Annotated in this window: 13 protein-coding genes; 10 read left to right on the top strand and 3 right to left on the bottom strand. The window is 70.0% G+C overall.

The window, feature by feature from the left end:
- The first annotated feature begins 346 nt into the window (after positions 1-346).
- Positions 347-625: a hypothetical protein gene (locus AB0K43_RS30095; protein ID WP_363645337.1), complete on the top strand. Its 279-nt coding sequence runs from the start codon at positions 347-349 to the stop codon at positions 623-625.
- A 109-nt stretch (positions 626-734) separates the two neighbouring features.
- Positions 735-3203: a Helicase associated domain protein gene (locus tag AB0K43_RS30090; protein ID WP_363645335.1), complete on the top strand. Its 2469-nt coding sequence runs from the start codon at positions 735-737 to the stop codon at positions 3201-3203.
- 383 nt (positions 3204-3586) lie between these two features.
- On the opposite strand, the gene AB0K43_RS30085 is transcribed toward AB0K43_RS30090, so the two are convergent.
- Complete coding sequence (locus AB0K43_RS30085; protein WP_363645333.1) at positions 3587-3769, bottom strand: hypothetical protein; 183 nt, start codon at positions 3767-3769, stop codon at positions 3587-3589.
- Between the two features lie 477 nt (positions 3770-4246).
- On the opposite strand from AB0K43_RS30085, the gene AB0K43_RS30080 reads away from it, so the two are divergent.
- Positions 4247-6295 carry a hypothetical protein gene (locus AB0K43_RS30080; protein WP_363645331.1) on the top strand — a complete coding sequence of 683 codons (2049 nt, stop codon included), beginning with the start codon at positions 4247-4249 and terminating at the stop codon, positions 6293-6295.
- Positions 6296-6756: 461 nt separating this feature from the next.
- On the opposite strand, the gene AB0K43_RS30075 is transcribed toward AB0K43_RS30080, so the two are convergent.
- On the bottom strand, positions 6757-10059 hold the full coding sequence (locus tag AB0K43_RS30075; RefSeq protein ID WP_363645329.1) for a hypothetical protein: 3303 nt from the start codon (positions 10057-10059) through the stop codon (positions 6757-6759).
- A gap of 498 nt (positions 10060-10557) precedes the next feature.
- On the opposite strand from AB0K43_RS30075, the gene AB0K43_RS30070 reads away from it, so the two are divergent.
- On the top strand, positions 10558-11070 hold the full coding sequence (locus tag AB0K43_RS30070; RefSeq protein ID WP_363645327.1) for a hypothetical protein: 513 nt from the start codon (positions 10558-10560) through the stop codon (positions 11068-11070).
- Positions 11071-11191: 121 nt separating this feature from the next.
- On the opposite strand, the gene AB0K43_RS30065 is transcribed toward AB0K43_RS30070, so the two are convergent.
- Entirely contained in the window at positions 11192-12268 is a 1077-nt protein-coding gene (locus AB0K43_RS30065; RefSeq protein WP_363645325.1) for a hypothetical protein, read from the bottom strand.
- Positions 12269-13006: 738 nt separating this feature from the next.
- Between AB0K43_RS30065 and AB0K43_RS30060 the strand changes: the two genes are divergently transcribed.
- From AB0K43_RS30060 to AB0K43_RS30035, 6 genes are all read left to right on the top strand, one after another.
- Positions 13007-13897 carry a hypothetical protein gene (locus tag AB0K43_RS30060; RefSeq protein WP_363645323.1) on the top strand — a complete coding sequence of 297 codons (891 nt, stop codon included), beginning with the start codon at positions 13007-13009 and terminating at the stop codon, positions 13895-13897.
- Positions 13898-13931: 34 nt separating this feature from the next.
- Positions 13932-14567, top strand: a complete 636-nt coding sequence (locus AB0K43_RS30055; protein WP_363645321.1) for a hypothetical protein — start codon at positions 13932-13934, stop codon at positions 14565-14567.
- Between the two features lie 92 nt (positions 14568-14659).
- Positions 14660-14929 carry a hypothetical protein gene (locus tag AB0K43_RS30050; protein WP_363645319.1) on the top strand — a complete coding sequence of 90 codons (270 nt, stop codon included), beginning with the start codon at positions 14660-14662 and terminating at the stop codon, positions 14927-14929.
- Entirely contained in the window at positions 14926-15996 is a 1071-nt protein-coding gene (locus tag AB0K43_RS30045; protein WP_363645317.1) for a conjugal transfer protein, read from the top strand. Before AB0K43_RS30050 ends, AB0K43_RS30045 begins: the two co-directional genes overlap by 4 nt.
- A 63-nt stretch (positions 15997-16059) precedes the next feature.
- Positions 16060-16344 carry a hypothetical protein gene (locus AB0K43_RS30040; protein WP_363645315.1) on the top strand — a complete coding sequence of 95 codons (285 nt, stop codon included), beginning with the start codon at positions 16060-16062 and terminating at the stop codon, positions 16342-16344.
- Entirely contained in the window at positions 16341-16937 is a 597-nt protein-coding gene (locus tag AB0K43_RS30035; RefSeq protein WP_363645313.1) for a hypothetical protein, read from the top strand. Before AB0K43_RS30040 ends, AB0K43_RS30035 begins: the two co-directional genes overlap by 4 nt.
- The last annotated feature ends 3 nt before the right edge of the window (positions 16938-16940 follow it).

The raw sequence follows: 16940 nt of genomic DNA, 5'->3' as shown, positions 1-16940 counted from the left end.
GGGGGGGGGGGGGGGGGGGGGGGGGGGGGGGGGGGGGGGGGGGGGGGGGGGGGGGCGGCGGGGGGGGGGGGGGGGGGGGGGGGGGGGGGGGGCGGGGGCCCCCCCGCCGGGAGGGGGTGATGGGGCGCTTCGCGCCTTGGGTGAGATGGGGGTGAGGGGTGGTCAGGTTGCGGGACAGGCTGTGGGTCACTCGTTGGGGTGGCGCGTGGGTGGGCTTTGCCCGTTCTCATGCATCAAAGACGGTGACCCGCTAGACTTTGGCCTACTGGGACGCTTCCGGGAGATTTCTCCGGACTTGCGGTCTTGCGACTCGGTAGGTCCGGAACGATTCCTCTTGAATGGATAGGTGAGTGCTGTGATCGTGCGCGACGACAACGGTGTTGTTCTGCCGGATCCGGAAAAGGCTGCGCCTGCCGATCTCTGGCGGGTGCTTCGGCTGTTCCCGGCTCTCGCCGACGACATGGAGCGGGAGCCTCACAGCTTCACGGTAGCCGGACCCCTGCTGATCGCCCAGTACGAGCGGGTCGCTGAGCTGAGCGAGTGGGTGACGAAGTGCACCCATGCCCTGCACGACGAGCTGGCCAAGGAGCTACACAACCGTCAGAGACGGTCCGACGAGGGCTGATCCGAGATCGCGGGAGACGGCCTTCCATTGAATTCCTAGGCAAATTCAAAAAGTCCTAGGCGGCTTTTCTGTCGCGTCGCATGAATTCCGAACAAGGGAGACAGTAATCATGGCGAAGAAGTTGCGCCTGAACCAGGAGGAGGCGTGTGACGCGGCAGTACGACTTCTGACGCCTCCGGCGTCGGGTCTGCTGCCGCCGGAGGGGCTGCGGTGTCAGGTCCGAGCGGCGACGGGCTCGGGCAAGAGCTTGACGGCCGTTCACGTCGCCGGGCGGCTCCACTCGGAGCGGACGCTGGTGCTGGTGCCGTCCCTGCCGCTGCTGGAGCAGACGGTGGAGGTGTGGAAGCGGGAGGGGCATGGCGGCCGGATGGTGGGGCTCTGCTCGCTCAAGGGCAGCGAGCAGCCGGGGGTTCGGTGCACCACGGATCCGGAGGAGTTGATCCGCTGGACGGCCGGCCCCGGCAAGGTGACGGTGTTCGCCACGTACGCGAGCCTGGGTCTGGGGCACCTGGAGCGGGCCCACCAGGCGGGCTTGGAGCCGTTTTCGCTCGCGGTCGTGGACGAGGCCCACAGGGTGTCTGGCCAGGCTGGGAAGCCGTGGGCGGCGATCCTGGACAACACCCGGATCCCCTGCGACAGGCGGTTGTTCATGACGGCCACGCCGAGGCTGTGGGCGGTCAAGGAGCGGGACCGGGAGCGGGCGGCGGCGGCCGGGATCGAGTCGGCCGAGCTGATCGCGAGCATGGACGACGAGAGCCTGTCCGCCTTCGGCCCCATCGCCCACGACTATCCGCTCGGGCAGGCAGTGTCCGATGGTGTGATCGCCCCCTACCGGATCGTCTGCGTGGACGTGGCCGACCCGGTCCTCCAAGGCCTGGAGCAGCGCGGTGCGAGCGAGATGTCGGTGGAGTACCGGGGCGCGCGCCTCGCGGCCTTGCAGACGGCTCTGCTGACCGCTGCCGCCGAGTGGGACCTGGCCCGGGTGCTGTCGTTCCACCACTTCGTGGCGGAGGCCCGGGCGCTCAGCACCGGCCTTCGCAACGTCGCGAAGGTGCTGTGGGAGCAGGACCCGGCGCTGCACCCGGACCCGAAGCTGATCGGCACGAGCTGGCTGGAGTCCGAGCACACCGTGGCCGAGCGCCGGCAGACCCTCAGGGACTTCTCCTCGCTGCTCGCCGCCGACGGGCTGCGGCTGCTCCGCTACGTCCTAGCCTCCGTCAAGGTCTTGAGCGAGGGCGTGGACACCTTCGACTGCGACAGCGTGTTCTTCGCCGACGTGCGGGGCTCGATGGTGGACCTGGTGCAGGCCGTCGGGCGGGCGCTGCGCATGCACCCGGGCAGCGGGAAGGTCGCCACGATCGTGGTGCCGGTCATCCTGGGGCCCGGAGAGAGCGGCGGGGAGCTGCTCAGCTCGAAGGCGTTCGACGGGCTCGCCAAGCTGCTCATGGCGCTCCGCTCCCACGACGCGGCCGCCGTCGAGCGCCTGGCCCTGCCGCAGTCCGAGACCCGGCCGGCCCGCGAGCCCCGGCACGCCGGAGACCCGCAGGAGCGCCGCTCGGGCGGGGCCGGGGAGCAGCTGCTGCAGTTCTCCACCCAGCGCGACCCGGCGGTGATCGCGGCGTTCGTCCGGACCCGGGTGTTGGAGCCGGAGCGGGAGGAGTTCCGGCGGGGCCTGGAGGAGCTGCTGGCCTATAAGGCGGCGTTCGGGGACGTGAAGGTCGCCTACGCCTACCGGGCACCGTCCGGGCACCGGCTGGGGGCCTGGGTGGCCGACCAGCGCCGCTACAAGGCCGCTGGGGTCCTGGACGCGGAGCGGGTGAAGGAGCTGGACGGGCTCGGGATGGTGTGGTCGGCGTTCGACTCCGCCTTCACCGACAACCTGACCGCGGTCGCCGGGTACGCCGGCGAGCACGGCCACGCCTGCCCGCCAGGCGAAGCGGTGTGGGGCGGCCGGCCGGTCGGGGTCATCATGAAGAACGCCCGCACCGCGCAGCGCCGTACAGAGGCGCTGGAGCGCCGCGCGGAGGCCGGCGAGCAGGGCCTGGACTGGGCCGGGGCGCTTACCGCCGACCGCAAGGCCGCGTACGACGCCATCGACACGGGCTGGTGCCCCGCCTGGCCGGTGGAGTGGCAGCGGTGCTTCGCGCTGGCCTGGCGGCACGTGAAGGCCGGCGGGACGCTCGCCGGGGCCGAGCCGGGCAGCATCGTCGTCCAGGGCGAGGACCTCGCCGGATGGGGCCGCGCGCAGCAGGTCGGCTGGGACAGGCTCGGGCCAGCCCAGCAGTGGCTGTGCGAGCACGTCCTCGGGCTGGAGCAGCTGGCCGCCGAGCAGCGGCCGGCCCCGAAGGTGTCGCACGCGCAGAAGGAGCAGCGGAACCTGGCGGCGGCGGCGCAGTTCCGGGAACGGGAGGGGCACCTGAACGTGCCGCGCAAGCACAAGGAAACGCTGGTGCTGGCCGACGGCACCACCGTCGAGGTCGGCCTGGGCCTGTTCATCGCGAACAGCCGCAGCAGGCGGGCCGACGTTCCAGCCGCCCGTGCGGAGCGTCTCACCGAACTCGGCATGCGCTGGCAGTGAGCAAGGTGCGGGGCACACGGTCGGAAGCTGGGCCGGCTACGCGACGAAGGGCGGACACCCTGTGGGTGTGCGCCCTTCGCTTCTGCCGGCAGCCAGGTCGACCACACCTCTGAGAACGGGCTGGCCGGTCCTGGAGAAGGCCGAGGGCGCCTGCGGGGCTGGTCGGGGTGCAACGCAGGGCCCGCATTGAACCCCGTGTTGCAGTCGGCGTCAGAGCTCGGAGCAGCACCGGCGGTCGGCAGGGCGTGAGTGGTCGGCACCTGATCTTCGGAGGATGCACCCGGACGACCACCGCCCGGTCGGGCAGGGGCTTCGGCCGGGCTTGCTCTCGCCTTCGGCACCTGGGCCGGCCCGGCCGCGGTCGGGTCGGCGGTCCGCGGTGCTCAGCGATAGATGGCCATGCCCGAGAAGATGATGGCCAGTCCAGAGCCAGCAGCACCACCGCCGATCAGGAAAGCTCGCTCCCATCCGATGCCCGCCCGCCAGGCGGCGATTCCCGCGATGAAGCCGATGTTGCCCGCCATAGAGATCGCGAGCAGGAGTGACAGGGCGTGGGTGTAGTTCATCAGACCTCCTTGTTCTGCCGAGATCACTCGGCGTGGTGAGGCTGACTCTCCCTGTCCAACTCAGGTGTCCAGAAGGGAATTGCTGCTAGTTGGACACCATGGCCGCCCCGCCACCCATAGGCTCAGAACGCCGCACACGCGCCCCACGGAGGTCACCACGCCTTGATGAGCAGTCCTGTCGATCTGAAGGCACGTTTGGCGCAGCTTGGGGCCTTTAGGAGCGCGCACCTGGACAACTGCCCGTCTGATCGGTCTTTGGCGAAACGGGCTGGCGTTGCACCTGGGTCTGTGGGTTCTTGGCTGAAGGGCGAGCGTGTCCCCCGCGCGCTGGATGGTCTCCTCGTCGTAGTCGACGGCATCCGTGCGGAAATGAACCACCGTGGTATCGATCCACCGGTTGGCTTGACGGACAGACTCCGGTGGCGCCAGGCCTGGGAACTGGATCGCGAGTGGGCGGCAGCCCGGAGCAGAGCCGTCGTGGAGGAGGCGCAGGCGAAGGCTGCCTTACAGAATCTGTATCAACCTGGCTGGCCCGTACGGAGCGTATCCGATCCGTACGCCTTGGAGGTTCAACGCGCCATCGGTGCTGCCATCGGTGTGCCATTGCTGCCGGCCTATGTCCGCCGCGCCCACGATGATGTGCTCGAAGCAGCTGCCAATGAAGCCCTTGCGGGGCGCAGCAGGCTGGTGGTTCTGGTCGGCTCGTCGTCGACCGGCAAGACCCGGGCGTGCTGGGAAGCTGTCCAGCGCTTGCCGGATTCATGGGGGCTGTGGCACCCCATCGATGGTCACGTCGACGCCTTGCTCGCTGGCTTGCCTCATGTCGCGGCACACACCGCTATCTGGCTGAACGAGATGCAGGAGTATCTGCTCGCGCCGGCCGGTGAGCGTGCGGCTTCTGGTCTGCGAGAGCTGCTGCGCGCGCCAGGGCGAGGGCCGGTGCTGGTCTTGGGTACCATCCACGGCGATTTCTTCAATCGCCTGCTCACCTCCCATCACCGCGCCGAGCGGTTCCCCAACATTCGTACGCTCCTGACCGGCACGGGCACGACAGTGCCGGACGTGTTCGTCGCCGATCCTTCGGTGCTCCAGGATGCGGCAGCGGCTGACCGTCGCTGGGCTGAGAGCCTCGCCCACGCCGACGGAGGCCGCTTCACCCAGTACCTGGCGGGTGTGCCCCTTCTCGTCGATCGCTTCGATCACGCCTCGCCGTTGGCAACATGTCTCATCCTGGCCGCGGCCGAGCTGCGCCGGCTGGGGCATGGCCCCGCCCTGCCGTTGCCACTGCTGGAATCGACTGCCGCCCTGTATGCCCTGGACAGCGAGTGGGACGAACTGGCCCGCCCTGGCTGGCTGAGCGAAGCCCTCGCTTACCTGACGGAGCCGTGCCGCGGCATTCCTGGTCCACTGACCGAGATCCGGCCCCGACCCGGCCAGCCGATCCCGGCCCATTCCCGCTACAAGCTGTCCCCCTACCTTGAGGAGGTCTTGCGGTACGAACTGCGCCACGAGTGTCCTCCCGCAGCATTCTGGGTTACTGCACTCGAGCACGCCGAGACCGACGCAGACCGGCGGGCCCTCTCCAGCTCCGCCCACAAGCGCGGGCGGGTGCGCCTGTCCGCACTCGGCGAGAAACAGGACGGGAACGGATACGCAGGCGGATTCGAACCCGAGGCCCAGGCGGCGGAGGCGCACGCTGAGCTGGCTCGTATCGCCGGACAACGCTCATCCGGTGAGCTGACCGACGGCTGGCTTGCACGCAGCATGCTCCACGAGGCACAGCTCCTGGAGAACTTGGGTCGAGACGAGGAAGCCGAGGGTATTTTGAGGCAGCTCGCCTTGGACGGCCACGTCGAGGCGTTCTGCCAGTACGGCGACAAGTGCCTGGATTCGGAACGTCGGGATGAGGCGGAGTACTGGTACCGGCGCGGGGCCGAGAACGGCGATCCGGATGCGATGCAGGGGGTCGCATTCCTGCTCGCGGAGAACGGGGTGACCGAGGAGGCCGTCGAGTGGACGGAGCGCGTCGTCGAGGCGGGCGACATCTACGCCTACTCCCGCCTCGCGTACCAGTATCAGAAGGCCGGTAATCGCACCGAGGCCAAGCGGTACTTCCGGAAGGCCATCGACGCGGGGCTGGTGGACTGCTATCAGGAGCTCATCCGTCTGCACAAGCGGGAGGGGGACCGAGCAGGTGCTCGCCGGCTCCAAGTCGAAGCGGTCGAGGCCGGCGAGACGATGCAGCCGATGATGCACGCCGAAAGCCGCGGGAACTACGACCAGGCGGACACTCTCGTGTTCAAAGCACTCGACCGCGGTACCGTCCAACCCCTCAGGCGCCTGCTCTGGATTCGCCTGCAGTACCCGGACCTCGCGCCAGGTATCGGACTCGCCAGCAAGGCAATCGACGCCGGCGTTGCCTCTGTCGTCTATCACCTCGTTCGGGACCTTGCCCGGACAGGCTGTCAGGACGGCCCCGCTGCGATCCAACGCCTCTTCGCTGAGATCGACGCCGAGGCCGACTGAACCACGCCGGGCCACGCAGTCCCCGAGCAGTCAGCCCAGGCAGAGACCGCCTGAACCCGACTGGCCGGGCTCCGTGAGGGTGGCTTCCATGCAGGCGGGCCGCCCAATCCTCTGGCACCGTGTACGCAATCACGCCCAGCACACTGACCGTGACGACTCCTGCGCGGTCTTGCCTTTGCTGGTCTGGTATTCCTGGGGTTCGCGGCCCTCGGCGTCGTCACATTCGTTCGCTGGTGGCTCTGACCTTTCGCCGCCGGCGTCGTTGCCCCGGAAGCATTTACGGAACTCGCCCCAGAGCTAGCCGCCGTCATCTGGACGGGCACCAGAGGCGAGCCGGACCGCGGTGGCAGGCCATCGGCCTGTCGCCCTCGCCGCCTGGGGCGGACGCCCAGCCGGCCGGGACCATCATGAAGAACGCCTGCACCACCCAGAGCCGCACCGAAGCCACGTGGTGTGCAGGGTCAGCTGATCCCCTCGACGAGGGGAGCCTCGGGGTTGCCGGACCGCATCGTCACCATGGCGTGGAGCCAGTCGGAAAGCCCCATTGCAAGGTGCCAGGAGCTCAGGGGCAGTTCGTCGATGGCCTCCGCGAGGGCTTCCGCCAGACCCGGGCTGTATGCGGGCCTGGGTTCGGCCGCGTTGAGAGAGCGCAGGTCCACTCCGCAGATCTGGAGGTGGAGGACGTGTCGGAGATGAAGCTCGGCCGGCATCTGCCCAGCGCTGAGGTGCCGCTGCAGCGTCTCAGCGAGAACATCGGCGAGCGGCCGGCTCTCGCCATAAGTGGGAACTGGCTCGGCGAGACCTGGAACGGGCACCTTGCTGCGAATTGTCATCAGGCTGACGGCCGCCCGCTCATCGGGGCGAAGAGCATCGAGGCTTTTGTCGAGGAGCTTCTCCGCCTGTGTAGCGATCATTCGATGCGGGTGGAGCGCCCAGTAGGTAAGGAAGCGCAGGCCAGTGACGAGGCGGACGTCCCGAGCACTGATGGCCTTCCTGACGGCCTGCTCAAGTATTTCTCGGCTGGTAGAGGACCGCGCAGCAGCCTGGCCGAGGATGTCGGCACAGATTCTGAGGGTCGGTCGCGGCGGTCGTTGAAGAATGTCGGCAGCATGCGCAACCAGGAGTCTGTGGTGCCGCGGATGCGGGGCCGCCAGGTCGTCGTCAACGAGGTCGACTGCGAGTCGCGCTCCGGGCAGAAGCGCCATGGCGACGCTGTCCTGCATGTCGGCTGCCCGCAGGCTCAGAAGCAGCGCGTCCCTCAGGTGCGGTCGGTGCGTGAAGATGCCTGCCGCAGCAAGCAACCAGGTGTTGTGCCAGGACTCGTCCGCAGCGAGGCTTTGGAGGCGGGGCAAGATGTCGGCTTCTGGTCCGGAGATCAATGCTTTGGCGGCCATGAACTCCTGCAGGCTTCTGACCTCGAATCCAATGTGGTCGGCTTCGGGAGACACGAGCAGGACGAGACGGTCGGTGGCCGCCTTGAGGAGTTCACTAGCTAGTCGGTTGGCGAGAGTGGGTTCTTCGGTCTCCTCCAGCAGGCGGGCGTACGAGCGTTCGCGCAGTTCGCTCTCCGGCATGAGTGAGTCGAGCTCGCCGCCCGCGGGCGCGCGGGATTGCAGGACCAGGCCGACATGTTGGTGGAGCCAGTCGATGTGGCCGCGGTACTGGGACAGCAGCTGGCCCGTCTCTCCTGGCTTGTCGATCTCGCGTGCATAGATGGTGGAGTAGTAAGCGTCGAAGAGTTCGAAGCGGTTCTGCGGCATCCGGGCCCGTTTCTCTACCAGCAGGGCCATGATGGTCACCTGCAGCGGCGAGGCCATCAGCCGGGCGGTGTTCGGCTGGCGGGATGCCTCGACGAACCGCTCGACCACGCTCTCCCTCATGTCCGGGTCGTCGCGGTGCCGGGCATGTGCGAGCCTTACGGCGTACTGGCGGGCACTGTCGGGCGAGAGTCTGACCAGTCTCAGCGGTTCGAAGTCCCCTTCGTGGAACTCTCCGCGGTATCCCTGAGGCCTGGTGGTGGCAAGCACCAGGTGGTCCGCGTCCATGCGCCTCACGTGGAAGAGGAACTCTGCGACGCTGGTCAAGACTTCCTCACGGCGGTCGGGTGACGCCACCTCGTCGAGTCCATCGAGGACGAGGATCCAAGGCCACGTTCCGAGCCACTGTTCGAGGTGCCAGTCCGTAAGGGTTCCTGACAGCCGTCGGCCGACCTTCAACGCCAGGTATCGCAGGAGGCTGCTATCGCCCCCACCTGCAATGTGGTTCGCGAAGTCGTGGAGCGCGACCCGGATGGGCCATCGCCTGACGCGGGGCAGAGGAAGCCCTGCAGTGCGAAGGTCCCCGTGCAATGCGCGGAGGACCGAGCGAGTGGCTGCGGGCAGTAGTTCCTCGACGTCGTCCCCCAGCAGTGCGGCACGGTATGCCTGGCAGACCAGCTGGCCCAGGGTGCTCTTGCCCTGGCCGGGGCCGCCGATGACTGCGATGTTCCGCAGTCCCGTGCCTTTTCGCTGCGATGGGCGGAGCAGGTGGTCCCCGCGCTCGATGATGTACCGGGCGGATCGGACGGTCTGCTCGGGGTTAGCAGATTCAGTTTCAGCCTCGAGGTCGACGGCGACGGGTCCGAGGCTGAGCTTCTGGTGATCGCCTTCAGCTCCAGCCTGCCCAAGGCGGACCCACTGGTCGGAGAGCAGCTCAAGGGCAGTGTGGGAACGGACGAGCGCGGCAGTGTCCCTGACGGTCGGCTCACCGATGGCAGCTTCAACGTGGGTGAGGGCGTCGTCCGGGGCGATGAAGCCGACATAGAGCCTGCGGATTTCAGGCTGTGTGTGTAGTAGCGCGAGGATGTCGTCGCGGTACCAGACGCAGAGGGCTTCGCGGCCGATGTCACGGGCTTGGATCCGGCTGTGCTGGTACTTGAGGGCCTTGGCTACACGTGCCTGGGGGGAGCTTTCGGACTCGGGATCGCTCTCGTCGATCTCCAAGAGGATCGCCTCGTAGTCCAGAGGCTCGGGCTTGGGGATGTTGATGCAGACGAGCACATAGGGGATCTTCAGTCGCTGTGAAGATCGTCCCGAGACGTTGTCTGCGACCTGCTGCGTGATCCACAGTTCGGCGTCGTCCCCAGAGTCTTTGCGGTGCAGGATGTGAAGGCGCCCATTCCCGTTCCATTCAAGGTGTCCGGCCCGGCGGCCCGTGGTGCTCGTGCTGCGGCGGAAGCTGACGTCGGGTGAGTCCGGCGCTTCGGCAAAGCCGAATTCCTTGGCAACGAGCAGCCTCACAAGGCGCGTGAATTCGGCTGGTCCGAGACGGCTGAGGTCGTAGTCCAGGATCTCCGCCGGCTCGGCGGGCGCAGTGCGTAGCTGTTCTCCGGCACCGGTTCGGGGTGGTGTGCTGCGGGTGCCTGCTGACTCGATGGCCGGGGACTCTCGTGCCTCTTCTGCAAGCTTCGCCCAGTATCGGCGTGAGCCGGGTCGCCGACCGGCGGTCTCACCCCAAAGACGAACAAGTGCCCACAATGCCTCCTCGCTGTCGCTGGAAGGTGCCTGGGCGCGCTGAGGATCAACCGGAATCCAGTCGCTGACCCGTTGGCCCCGGAAGCCGTCGATGTTGTAGGGCGGCTTCCGCAGCACCGACTCGATGTCGTCCTGGGACAGTGGGCGGTGGCCGTCCTCACGCCGTTTGGCGTCCGCTGCAGCCTTGAGTGCAGAGAGCTCGCTGTGGAGTCGACGGCGGACATCTGACGTTGCGATGGCAGGTTCCTCCATCGTGATGCCCGCTACGCCCGCAGCGGGCAAGGGCGGGCGGCGCGGCAAGCTGCACAGTACCGCCGAACCTGCCCGCCCCGCCCGCAGTTCGAGGTGTCCGGGTGCCGCTCAGCAGACGCTTGGCATATCGCTTCGGCACTGGGTCGGAGGATCTGACCGGGGGTTTCTGATGACACCGAACGTGCAGCGGACGGTGCGGCGGTTGGCGACGGCGGCTCTCTTCAGCGCAGTACGAGCGCTCGCTGCTGCCGGCGGCACGGCCGTGGCAGGCCTGATCGTGTGGTGGATCCAGCGAATCTGACGGCCACACATCCGGGCCACTGCCCGGGCTGGCCGACGGCCACATTGGCTGTCGGCCAGCCGATTCACTCGATGCGCTCGTACAGGTAGCACCGGCAATATGTCCGGCCGGCCGCCACGGCGGGGAGGACCACGGTCGGCTGTTGGAGCGGGTGGCCGAGGCGATCGCCCGGCGGCCCTACCGTCGTCGACCAACTGGTGCGCAACCTGCTCATCGGACTCGACCAGTGGCAGCAGGCGATCGGTGCTCTCGGCGCCGAGGTCACCACGGCCGCGCAGGATCGGCCGCTGCCCACGTCGGCCGCCGACACCGGGCGGACCGAGGACGTCCGGTGGCGCCAGGCCTCCAGGCGCTGCGCGAAGCCGTCGCCCGTCACCACCACGGCCACCTGCCCGCCGAGGCCGGTGCCGACCGGCCATGGTGATCACCCCCGCGCGGCAGGCGGGAGAATGACCCGGGTGACCAGCACCCAGCCGCGCGGCATCGGCTCCTTGATCCCCACCCGCAGCACCCTGGCAACGCCCGGCGAACAGGCCGCCGCCCAGCTCGCACACCTTCGCACCGCGACTGTGCCGGTCCCGGTCCTCGCCGCAGCCGCCGCGCTGATCGCTGGTCAGATGGAAGACCCGGACCCGGCCACCCGGGAAGTCGCCGCTGCGGTCCACGCTCACCTGCTCGCCGCCATGAATGGCCCCTCGCCCGGCCGGTAGGCGCCGACCGTCCCAGCCTCTGCAGGTTGCCCAGCTTGCCCTGAGGGGAGGAGGCTTGCCCGTGGTGGGCTTGCCCAGGCTGGGCGTCGCGTGGGCAAGCCTTCTGATCTGCCGTCTTGTATTAGAGGACCCGCTGTTGGAGGGCAAGGCGGAGCAGGCTGACACCGTCCTGAGGGCGGGGGGACAAGAGTGGCTGGCCGTCCTCGGCGTCGATGACGGCGCGGCCGTCAACGAAGACGGCCCAGGCGTTGGTCAGGCCGTCAGCGCCGTCCTGGACCCAGCCGAGGACCCGGCCATCCGCACGCTCGATACCGTAGATGTGGTGGACTCCTGACCAGCCGGTGAGGACCAGGCCACCACCCATGTCCCACGACTGGGCGGTCCGGCCAAGGCCGCGGACGGCAGGCGAGAGCGCGCCGAACTCGGCAGCGAGCGCCAGTCGGGGCTCACCGTCCTGCACAGGCGGCGTCTCCTGGTGATCCTGGGGCGGCGTTGGGTCAGCGGAAGGCTCAGTGGGTTGCTGCGGCATCCGAGCCGGGGAGCCACCGGACACTTCGACGCGCGTCGAAACCCGCAGTGAGGTGGCCGATTCCTCTCCCGACACGATTTCGACGCGCGAGGGTATTGAGGCCCTCGGCCCACCTGAAGATTCGATGCGCGAGGCAATGGGGGGGCCCGGCTCGCTCAGGGTTTCGGCGCGCGGAGGTTCGACCGGAGGGGCTTCCGCGACGGTGCCGGCAGACACGGGCGCGATCGCTTCACGCTCGGCTACCAGGGCCGGACGCAGGGATCGAGCCTCGCTCATCATCCTCCGCATCAGCGCTTCCAGGCCTCGCTCCAGCGAGCGGAGCGCCTGGTCAGCCCGGGCCTCGGAGGCGCCCCGGAGGGCATCAAGGTAGTGCGCTGCGAGCTGCTCGGCGCCCCGGCCGAGCACGAGAAGCTCCGCCCGGTTGCCATCCGGAGCGCCTGGCGTTTCGACGCGCGAGGCAATCAGGGCGTCGGCGACCACACTCTGCTGCGCCTCTGCGCGCCGCCTGCGGTAGGCCTTCGAGGAGCAGCCACGGCCGCAGTAGAGCTGCGGTCGGCCAGGTCCGCTGGAGCGCAGCTCCTTCCCACACTCCGGACATCCGGTCGTCTCACCGTTTCCCCGCGCGTCGAAATTCTCGGGTGCTTCATTGCCTCGCGCGTCGTTTTGCATGATCGGGATCGTAGCGCGGGATACGACGCGCGCTGGAACTCCTGTTCGCACCCGCCCCGCTGCCGGTCGTACAGACCGGCCGGGCCGGCAACGGCCGCGGTGCGCATCCCCAGTGGCGGGACCGTCTGCGGTGGCTGTGGGCCGGCCCATCAGGGTTCGAGGAGAACAGCGGGGTGGGGCGTCGGGCCTGGCGCCGCATCACGGCCGGTTCCGGTGCAGGTCCTCTTCCACGGCTATCGCGTGGGAAGAGGTGTCGGCACGTGGGGCGGGCTTGCCCGCAGGGCCTGACCTGGTGCGACACCCGCGCAGCCGAGAGGTGGGCTGCAACTCCCGGTGCAACGCCCGGTACACCCCTGCAGCCAACCATCCAGACAACCCTTCAGCCCCCTATGAAAGCAACCCCTCCTCTCTGGCGGGCGTCGACCCGGCCGGGTCCGTCGGCACCGCGAACCGCAGGGGTGAGCGGCGCAGCGTCGGGCCGGGCTGTGCACCCGGGGGCGGATGCCGATGGACGTGGGCTCGTCCGGCTGGTTGGCGGGGTGCGAAGGGGTGGGGCTGGGCGACGGCGGGCGGCGGGGTGGTGGCTTGCCCAGGCGGCGTCGGCTTGCCCAGGGTGCTTGCCCTGCCGGATTTCGTGATGGGCAAGCCTGTGACCTGGTCTTTTCGGGGATTGGGCAAGCGGCTGGGCATGCCCTGGTGAGGAGAGTTCACGGCACGAGATCCGAGAGGAGTTGTGCCGTGGTCGAGCTGTCGCGTCCCGTCCGGAAGGCCGGCGGGGTCTTCGATCGTCTGGATACCGACTGGGCGGTGCTGTGCGGGGACGCCTCCGTGCGGGCTGCGGTGGCGGGGTGGCTGGCGGCCGATCACCTGGCTGTCGAGGTCGCCGAGGCGGCTGGTTCCTGGACGAATGCACTCGGTCCCGAGCAGGTGCTGGCCGCTCTGCGTCCGGGCACGGGGATGTTGTCCGACGCTCTCGCCGATTCCGTGCTGCGCGCTCTGCTGCTGCGGGCGGGTGGCCGCGGGCGGGCAGCCGCTCTGGCTGCCCGGATTGTGGTGCAGGCGATGGTGCCGGCAGCGGTCCGGATGGTCCGCGGCCAGGTCCGGCCGTTCGGCGGCCGCACCTTCGACGACGTCGCAGACGTGGTGGTCGCGGCGCTCTACGAGACCGCGTGCTCCGGACGCATCCACACCCGGCCCGGCCGACCGGCCGCGAACCTCGTTCTCGACACACTGCACCAGGTCTGCCGTGACCTCGCCGCCGACCGTGAGCCGCTCGGCGTGCCGCTCCCCGCCGACGACCAGGTCGACCCGGCCTCCGGCCCGGCCGACCACGTTCATGCCCACGCCGTCCGTGACGCCGCCGATGCCGCCGGCCTGCGCCCGGTCACCTCCGGCGAGCAGGAGATGGATCGCGCCCGGCTGGAACTGCTGGAGCTGCTGCTGGACGCGATGGAGGCCGGCACTCTCACGCCGGCCGACGGCCGGGCCATCGCCTGGCACTACACCGCCGTCCCTGTCCCGGATGTCCGGGCCGCCGCTGCGGCTGGCACCAGCGCGGGCGCCTGGCAGCGGCGGCGCTCCCGCGCGGTGCGCGCCTTGAGGACCTCGCTGCAGCCGACCGCAGCCTGACCACCCGTCCCGGACCGACCGAGGAGACTCACCGATGCCTTTCCCGCCTGCCCTGCCCGGCCTACCCGTGAGCGCCGATGAGCGCCTTCTCCTGCTCGGCGCGCTCGGCTACCTCGTTCTCGGACTGGCCTACCTGACCTGTACCGGGCTCAGCAGCACCTGGTTCCGCATTCAGCGCCCGGAGATCGGCACCGGCCCGGGCGCGAGCGTGGCCGCCGCCGTGGTCTGGGCAACCGTGGTCGTCCTGTGGCCGGTGCCGCTGGCCTGCCGCACTTCCCGCATACTGCACCGCCGCCTGCGGAGCGTTCCGGAGGAGGCCCTGGTCTGGCGTTCGGCCCCGGCCGGACCAGATGTGGCCGCTTCGGCGCCGGGGGCGGACAAGTCGGCCGCCGCTCTGTGGCGGGCGCCGCCGCGCTGGTACCGCCAGGAGTACGACGCTGTCCGCGCCGCCCTCGCCGAGGGCATGCCGTTGATCGCGCAGGCCCGCGCAGCCGACCTCGTCAGCACCAGCGCCGTCGTCCTTGGCGCGGACCACCTCTCCACCCTCGATGCCTGGGACCTCCTCTCGCACACCGTGCGCTCGGCGGCCACCCAGCGGCCGAGGCCGTCCAGCCCCGTTCCGGACAGCGCAGACAGCGTGTACCGGCGCGCCGCCACGGCGTCGCGATAACCCCCGTCTCCCGCGCTCGAGGAGCCGGTGACGGCTCGTCGTCCCGGGCCGACACCTCAATCCTCCGCTTAACCCATCGGAAGGAACTACTCATGCCGACCGTGACCGGCGCTGTGCGCCTGGACGCCGACGAGGAGCGCGTCACCCGCGCCCAGCGCCTCCTCATCCAGCTCGGGGCCGCCCTTGTCCACCACCCCTTCGACACCGACACCCACGACCGGCTGCGGGCCTTCCTCGACCAGGACGTGGCCGCCGTCCTCACCTCACTGCGCGCCCTGCAGCAGCGGCCCGAAGCACAGCTGCAGAAGCGGATCGCCGAGCTCGCCGGCCACCACGTCCGCCCGACCGGCGGTGCGGTGTGACGACATGGCCGAGACGTCGGCAGGACGCGCAGGAGGCCGAGTCGCAGTGGGCGGCCGACGAGGGGAACGGCGAGGTCGGGGGCTGGTCCTGGTCGACGGGCGCGTCCGCCAACGCCTCGGCGGTGCTCCGGCGGGCCGCATGGGTCCTGCTCGCCCTCGGTCCGCTGCTCGGCGGCACCGCGCTCTACCTGGCACCAGCGACGGCGGGCCCGGCACAGCCGCAGCCCGCAGTGAGCGCGCCGGCCGTCGGTGCCCAGGGCGCGGCCGGGTTCGCCCAGCTTTTCGTAGCGGCCTACATCAGCGCGGGCGACGGCGACCAGGCCAAGCTCGCCGCCTACTACCCGGGCGCCGCCGACATCCGCCTCGAGGGTGCGCCCGGCCGGCGCAGCGGGGAGCAGCTGGCGGTGGTGCGGTTGCGTCAGACCGACCGGGATGTGTGGTCGGTGACGGTGGCTGCCCGCGTCGTCGCCGCTTCGGGCTCGGGGACGGCGGCGGTCGCGTCGTCGCCGGGCGGGGAGGGTGGTCCGGGCGGGAGGGCCGCTGCGGCGGTGCGCTACTTCCAGGTGCCGGTGGGGACGGGCGCAGCCGGTGGCGGGGTGACGGGGTATGTGGCGCTTTCGATGCCGGCCGAGGTGTCCGCGCCGCCGCGGATCGCGGCGCCGGGCCTGGTGTACGGGCCGCGGCGGCCGGCGCTGCCGGGTGATCCGTTGACGCAGGCCGTCTCGGCGTTCCTTGGGGCGTATCTCACCGGTGCGGGGGAGCTGGATCGGTACCTCGCACCGGGCACGCAGGTGTCCGCGATCAGTCCTGCGCCGTACAGCGCGGTGGTCGTCGACCAGCTGGCCGTCGAGGGCGAGCGGGGAGGTGATCCGGCGATGGCGGTGCCGGGCGACGGTACGCGGGTGCGGCTGCTGGTGGTGCTGCGTGCGGTGGGCCGCGACCTGGTGCGGGCCCCGCTGGCGTACGCGCTCACGGTGCGCGCCCGGGCCGGCCGCTGGGAGATCGCCGCAGTCGACGGCGCTCCCGCCGAGGCGCCAGCTGCCGGGGCTCCGGCCGACGGTCCCTGACCCTGCTTCTCCCAGCTCGCCTGACCTGCCTGACTTTGTTTCATCACGAAGGAGTTGTTCGTCATGCACGACACCGTTCTTGCCACCGCGGGCTGGATCTCCACCGGCACGGGGATCGGCAACGACATCAAGAGCTTGATCTTCGACGTCGGCATCCCCGTGCTGTGCGGCCTGTTCGTCCTGGTCGTCGGTTGGAGGACCAAGGCCCCGGGGCCGACGATCATGGCGGTCATCCTGGCCGCTGTCGTCTGGGGCGGGGCGGCCAACATGTCACTGCTCAAGGACAAGACCACGCAGGACATCACGCACTACGACGGTCCCGCGTCCGCGCAGCAGGGCGACCGGTGAGCGCCGAGGTGGCCGGATGGGACGGCGGCAGCCGCGGCGACTTGGTGGGGCGCTGCTACACCAAGGCCCGTCGCAGCCCGCTGGTGGTCGGGGTGGTCCGCGGTGGCGACGGACGCAACCTGCGGCTGGTGGGCGGCCCGTACACGATCACGCAGCTGGCGGCGATGGTCGCCACGGTTGTCCTGCTCGTGGTGACACGTCCGGTGTGGGGCGGGCACGGGTGGGTGGACGCCGCGGTGGTGGTCGGCGCGCCGTTCGGCGCGGCGTTCGCGCTGCGGCACCTGCACATCGACGGCCGCAATCCGGCGGCGGCGGCCACCAGCATCGCCATGATGCTCGTCGCGCCGCGCTCGGGCCGCCTGCACGGCCGGCCCCTGCGCCCAGGCCGTCCGATGGCTGGCGGCGCCCTGGTCACCGTGGGCCCGCCGTACCCGGACGTCGCGGTCGGCGAGATGCCGCACGGCCGCTCCGCACCAGCCGTGCCTGCCGCCGATGCGCCGCCGGCCGCTGTCCGGCATGCTGCGCCCGCCGGCGCCCCGGTCTCCTCCGGGGTGCAGGCCCTGCTCGCCCGTCGCGCTCACCTGGGGGACTGAGAA

The sequence above is a fragment of the Kitasatospora sp. NPDC049258 genome (assembly GCF_040678895.1).
Taxonomy (GTDB): domain Bacteria; phylum Actinomycetota; class Actinomycetes; order Streptomycetales; family Streptomycetaceae; genus Kitasatospora.
This window is presented reverse-complemented; position numbering and strand designations above follow the sequence as displayed.

Excerpts from the sequence above, each read along its gene's own strand:
- AB0K43_RS30090 (WP_363645335.1), top strand. The coding sequence starts at position 735 with ATGGCGAAGAAGTTGCGCCTGAACCAGGAGGAGGCGTGTGACGCGGCA.
- AB0K43_RS30085 (WP_363645333.1), bottom strand. The coding sequence starts at position 3,769 with ATGAACTACACCCACGCCCTGTCACTCCTGCTCGCGATCTCTATGGCG.
- AB0K43_RS30075 (WP_363645329.1), bottom strand. The coding sequence starts at position 10,059 with ATGGAGGAACCTGCCATCGCAACGTCAGATGTCCGCCGTCGACTCCAC.
- AB0K43_RS30065 (WP_363645325.1), bottom strand. The coding sequence starts at position 12,268 with ATGCAAAACGACGCGCGAGGCAATGAAGCACCCGAGAATTTCGACGCG.
- AB0K43_RS30055 (WP_363645321.1), top strand. The coding sequence starts at position 13,932 with ATGCCTTTCCCGCCTGCCCTGCCCGGCCTACCCGTGAGCGCCGATGAG.
- AB0K43_RS30050 (WP_363645319.1), top strand. The coding sequence starts at position 14,660 with ATGCCGACCGTGACCGGCGCTGTGCGCCTGGACGCCGACGAGGAGCGC.
- AB0K43_RS30040 (WP_363645315.1), top strand. The coding sequence starts at position 16,060 with ATGCACGACACCGTTCTTGCCACCGCGGGCTGGATCTCCACCGGCACG.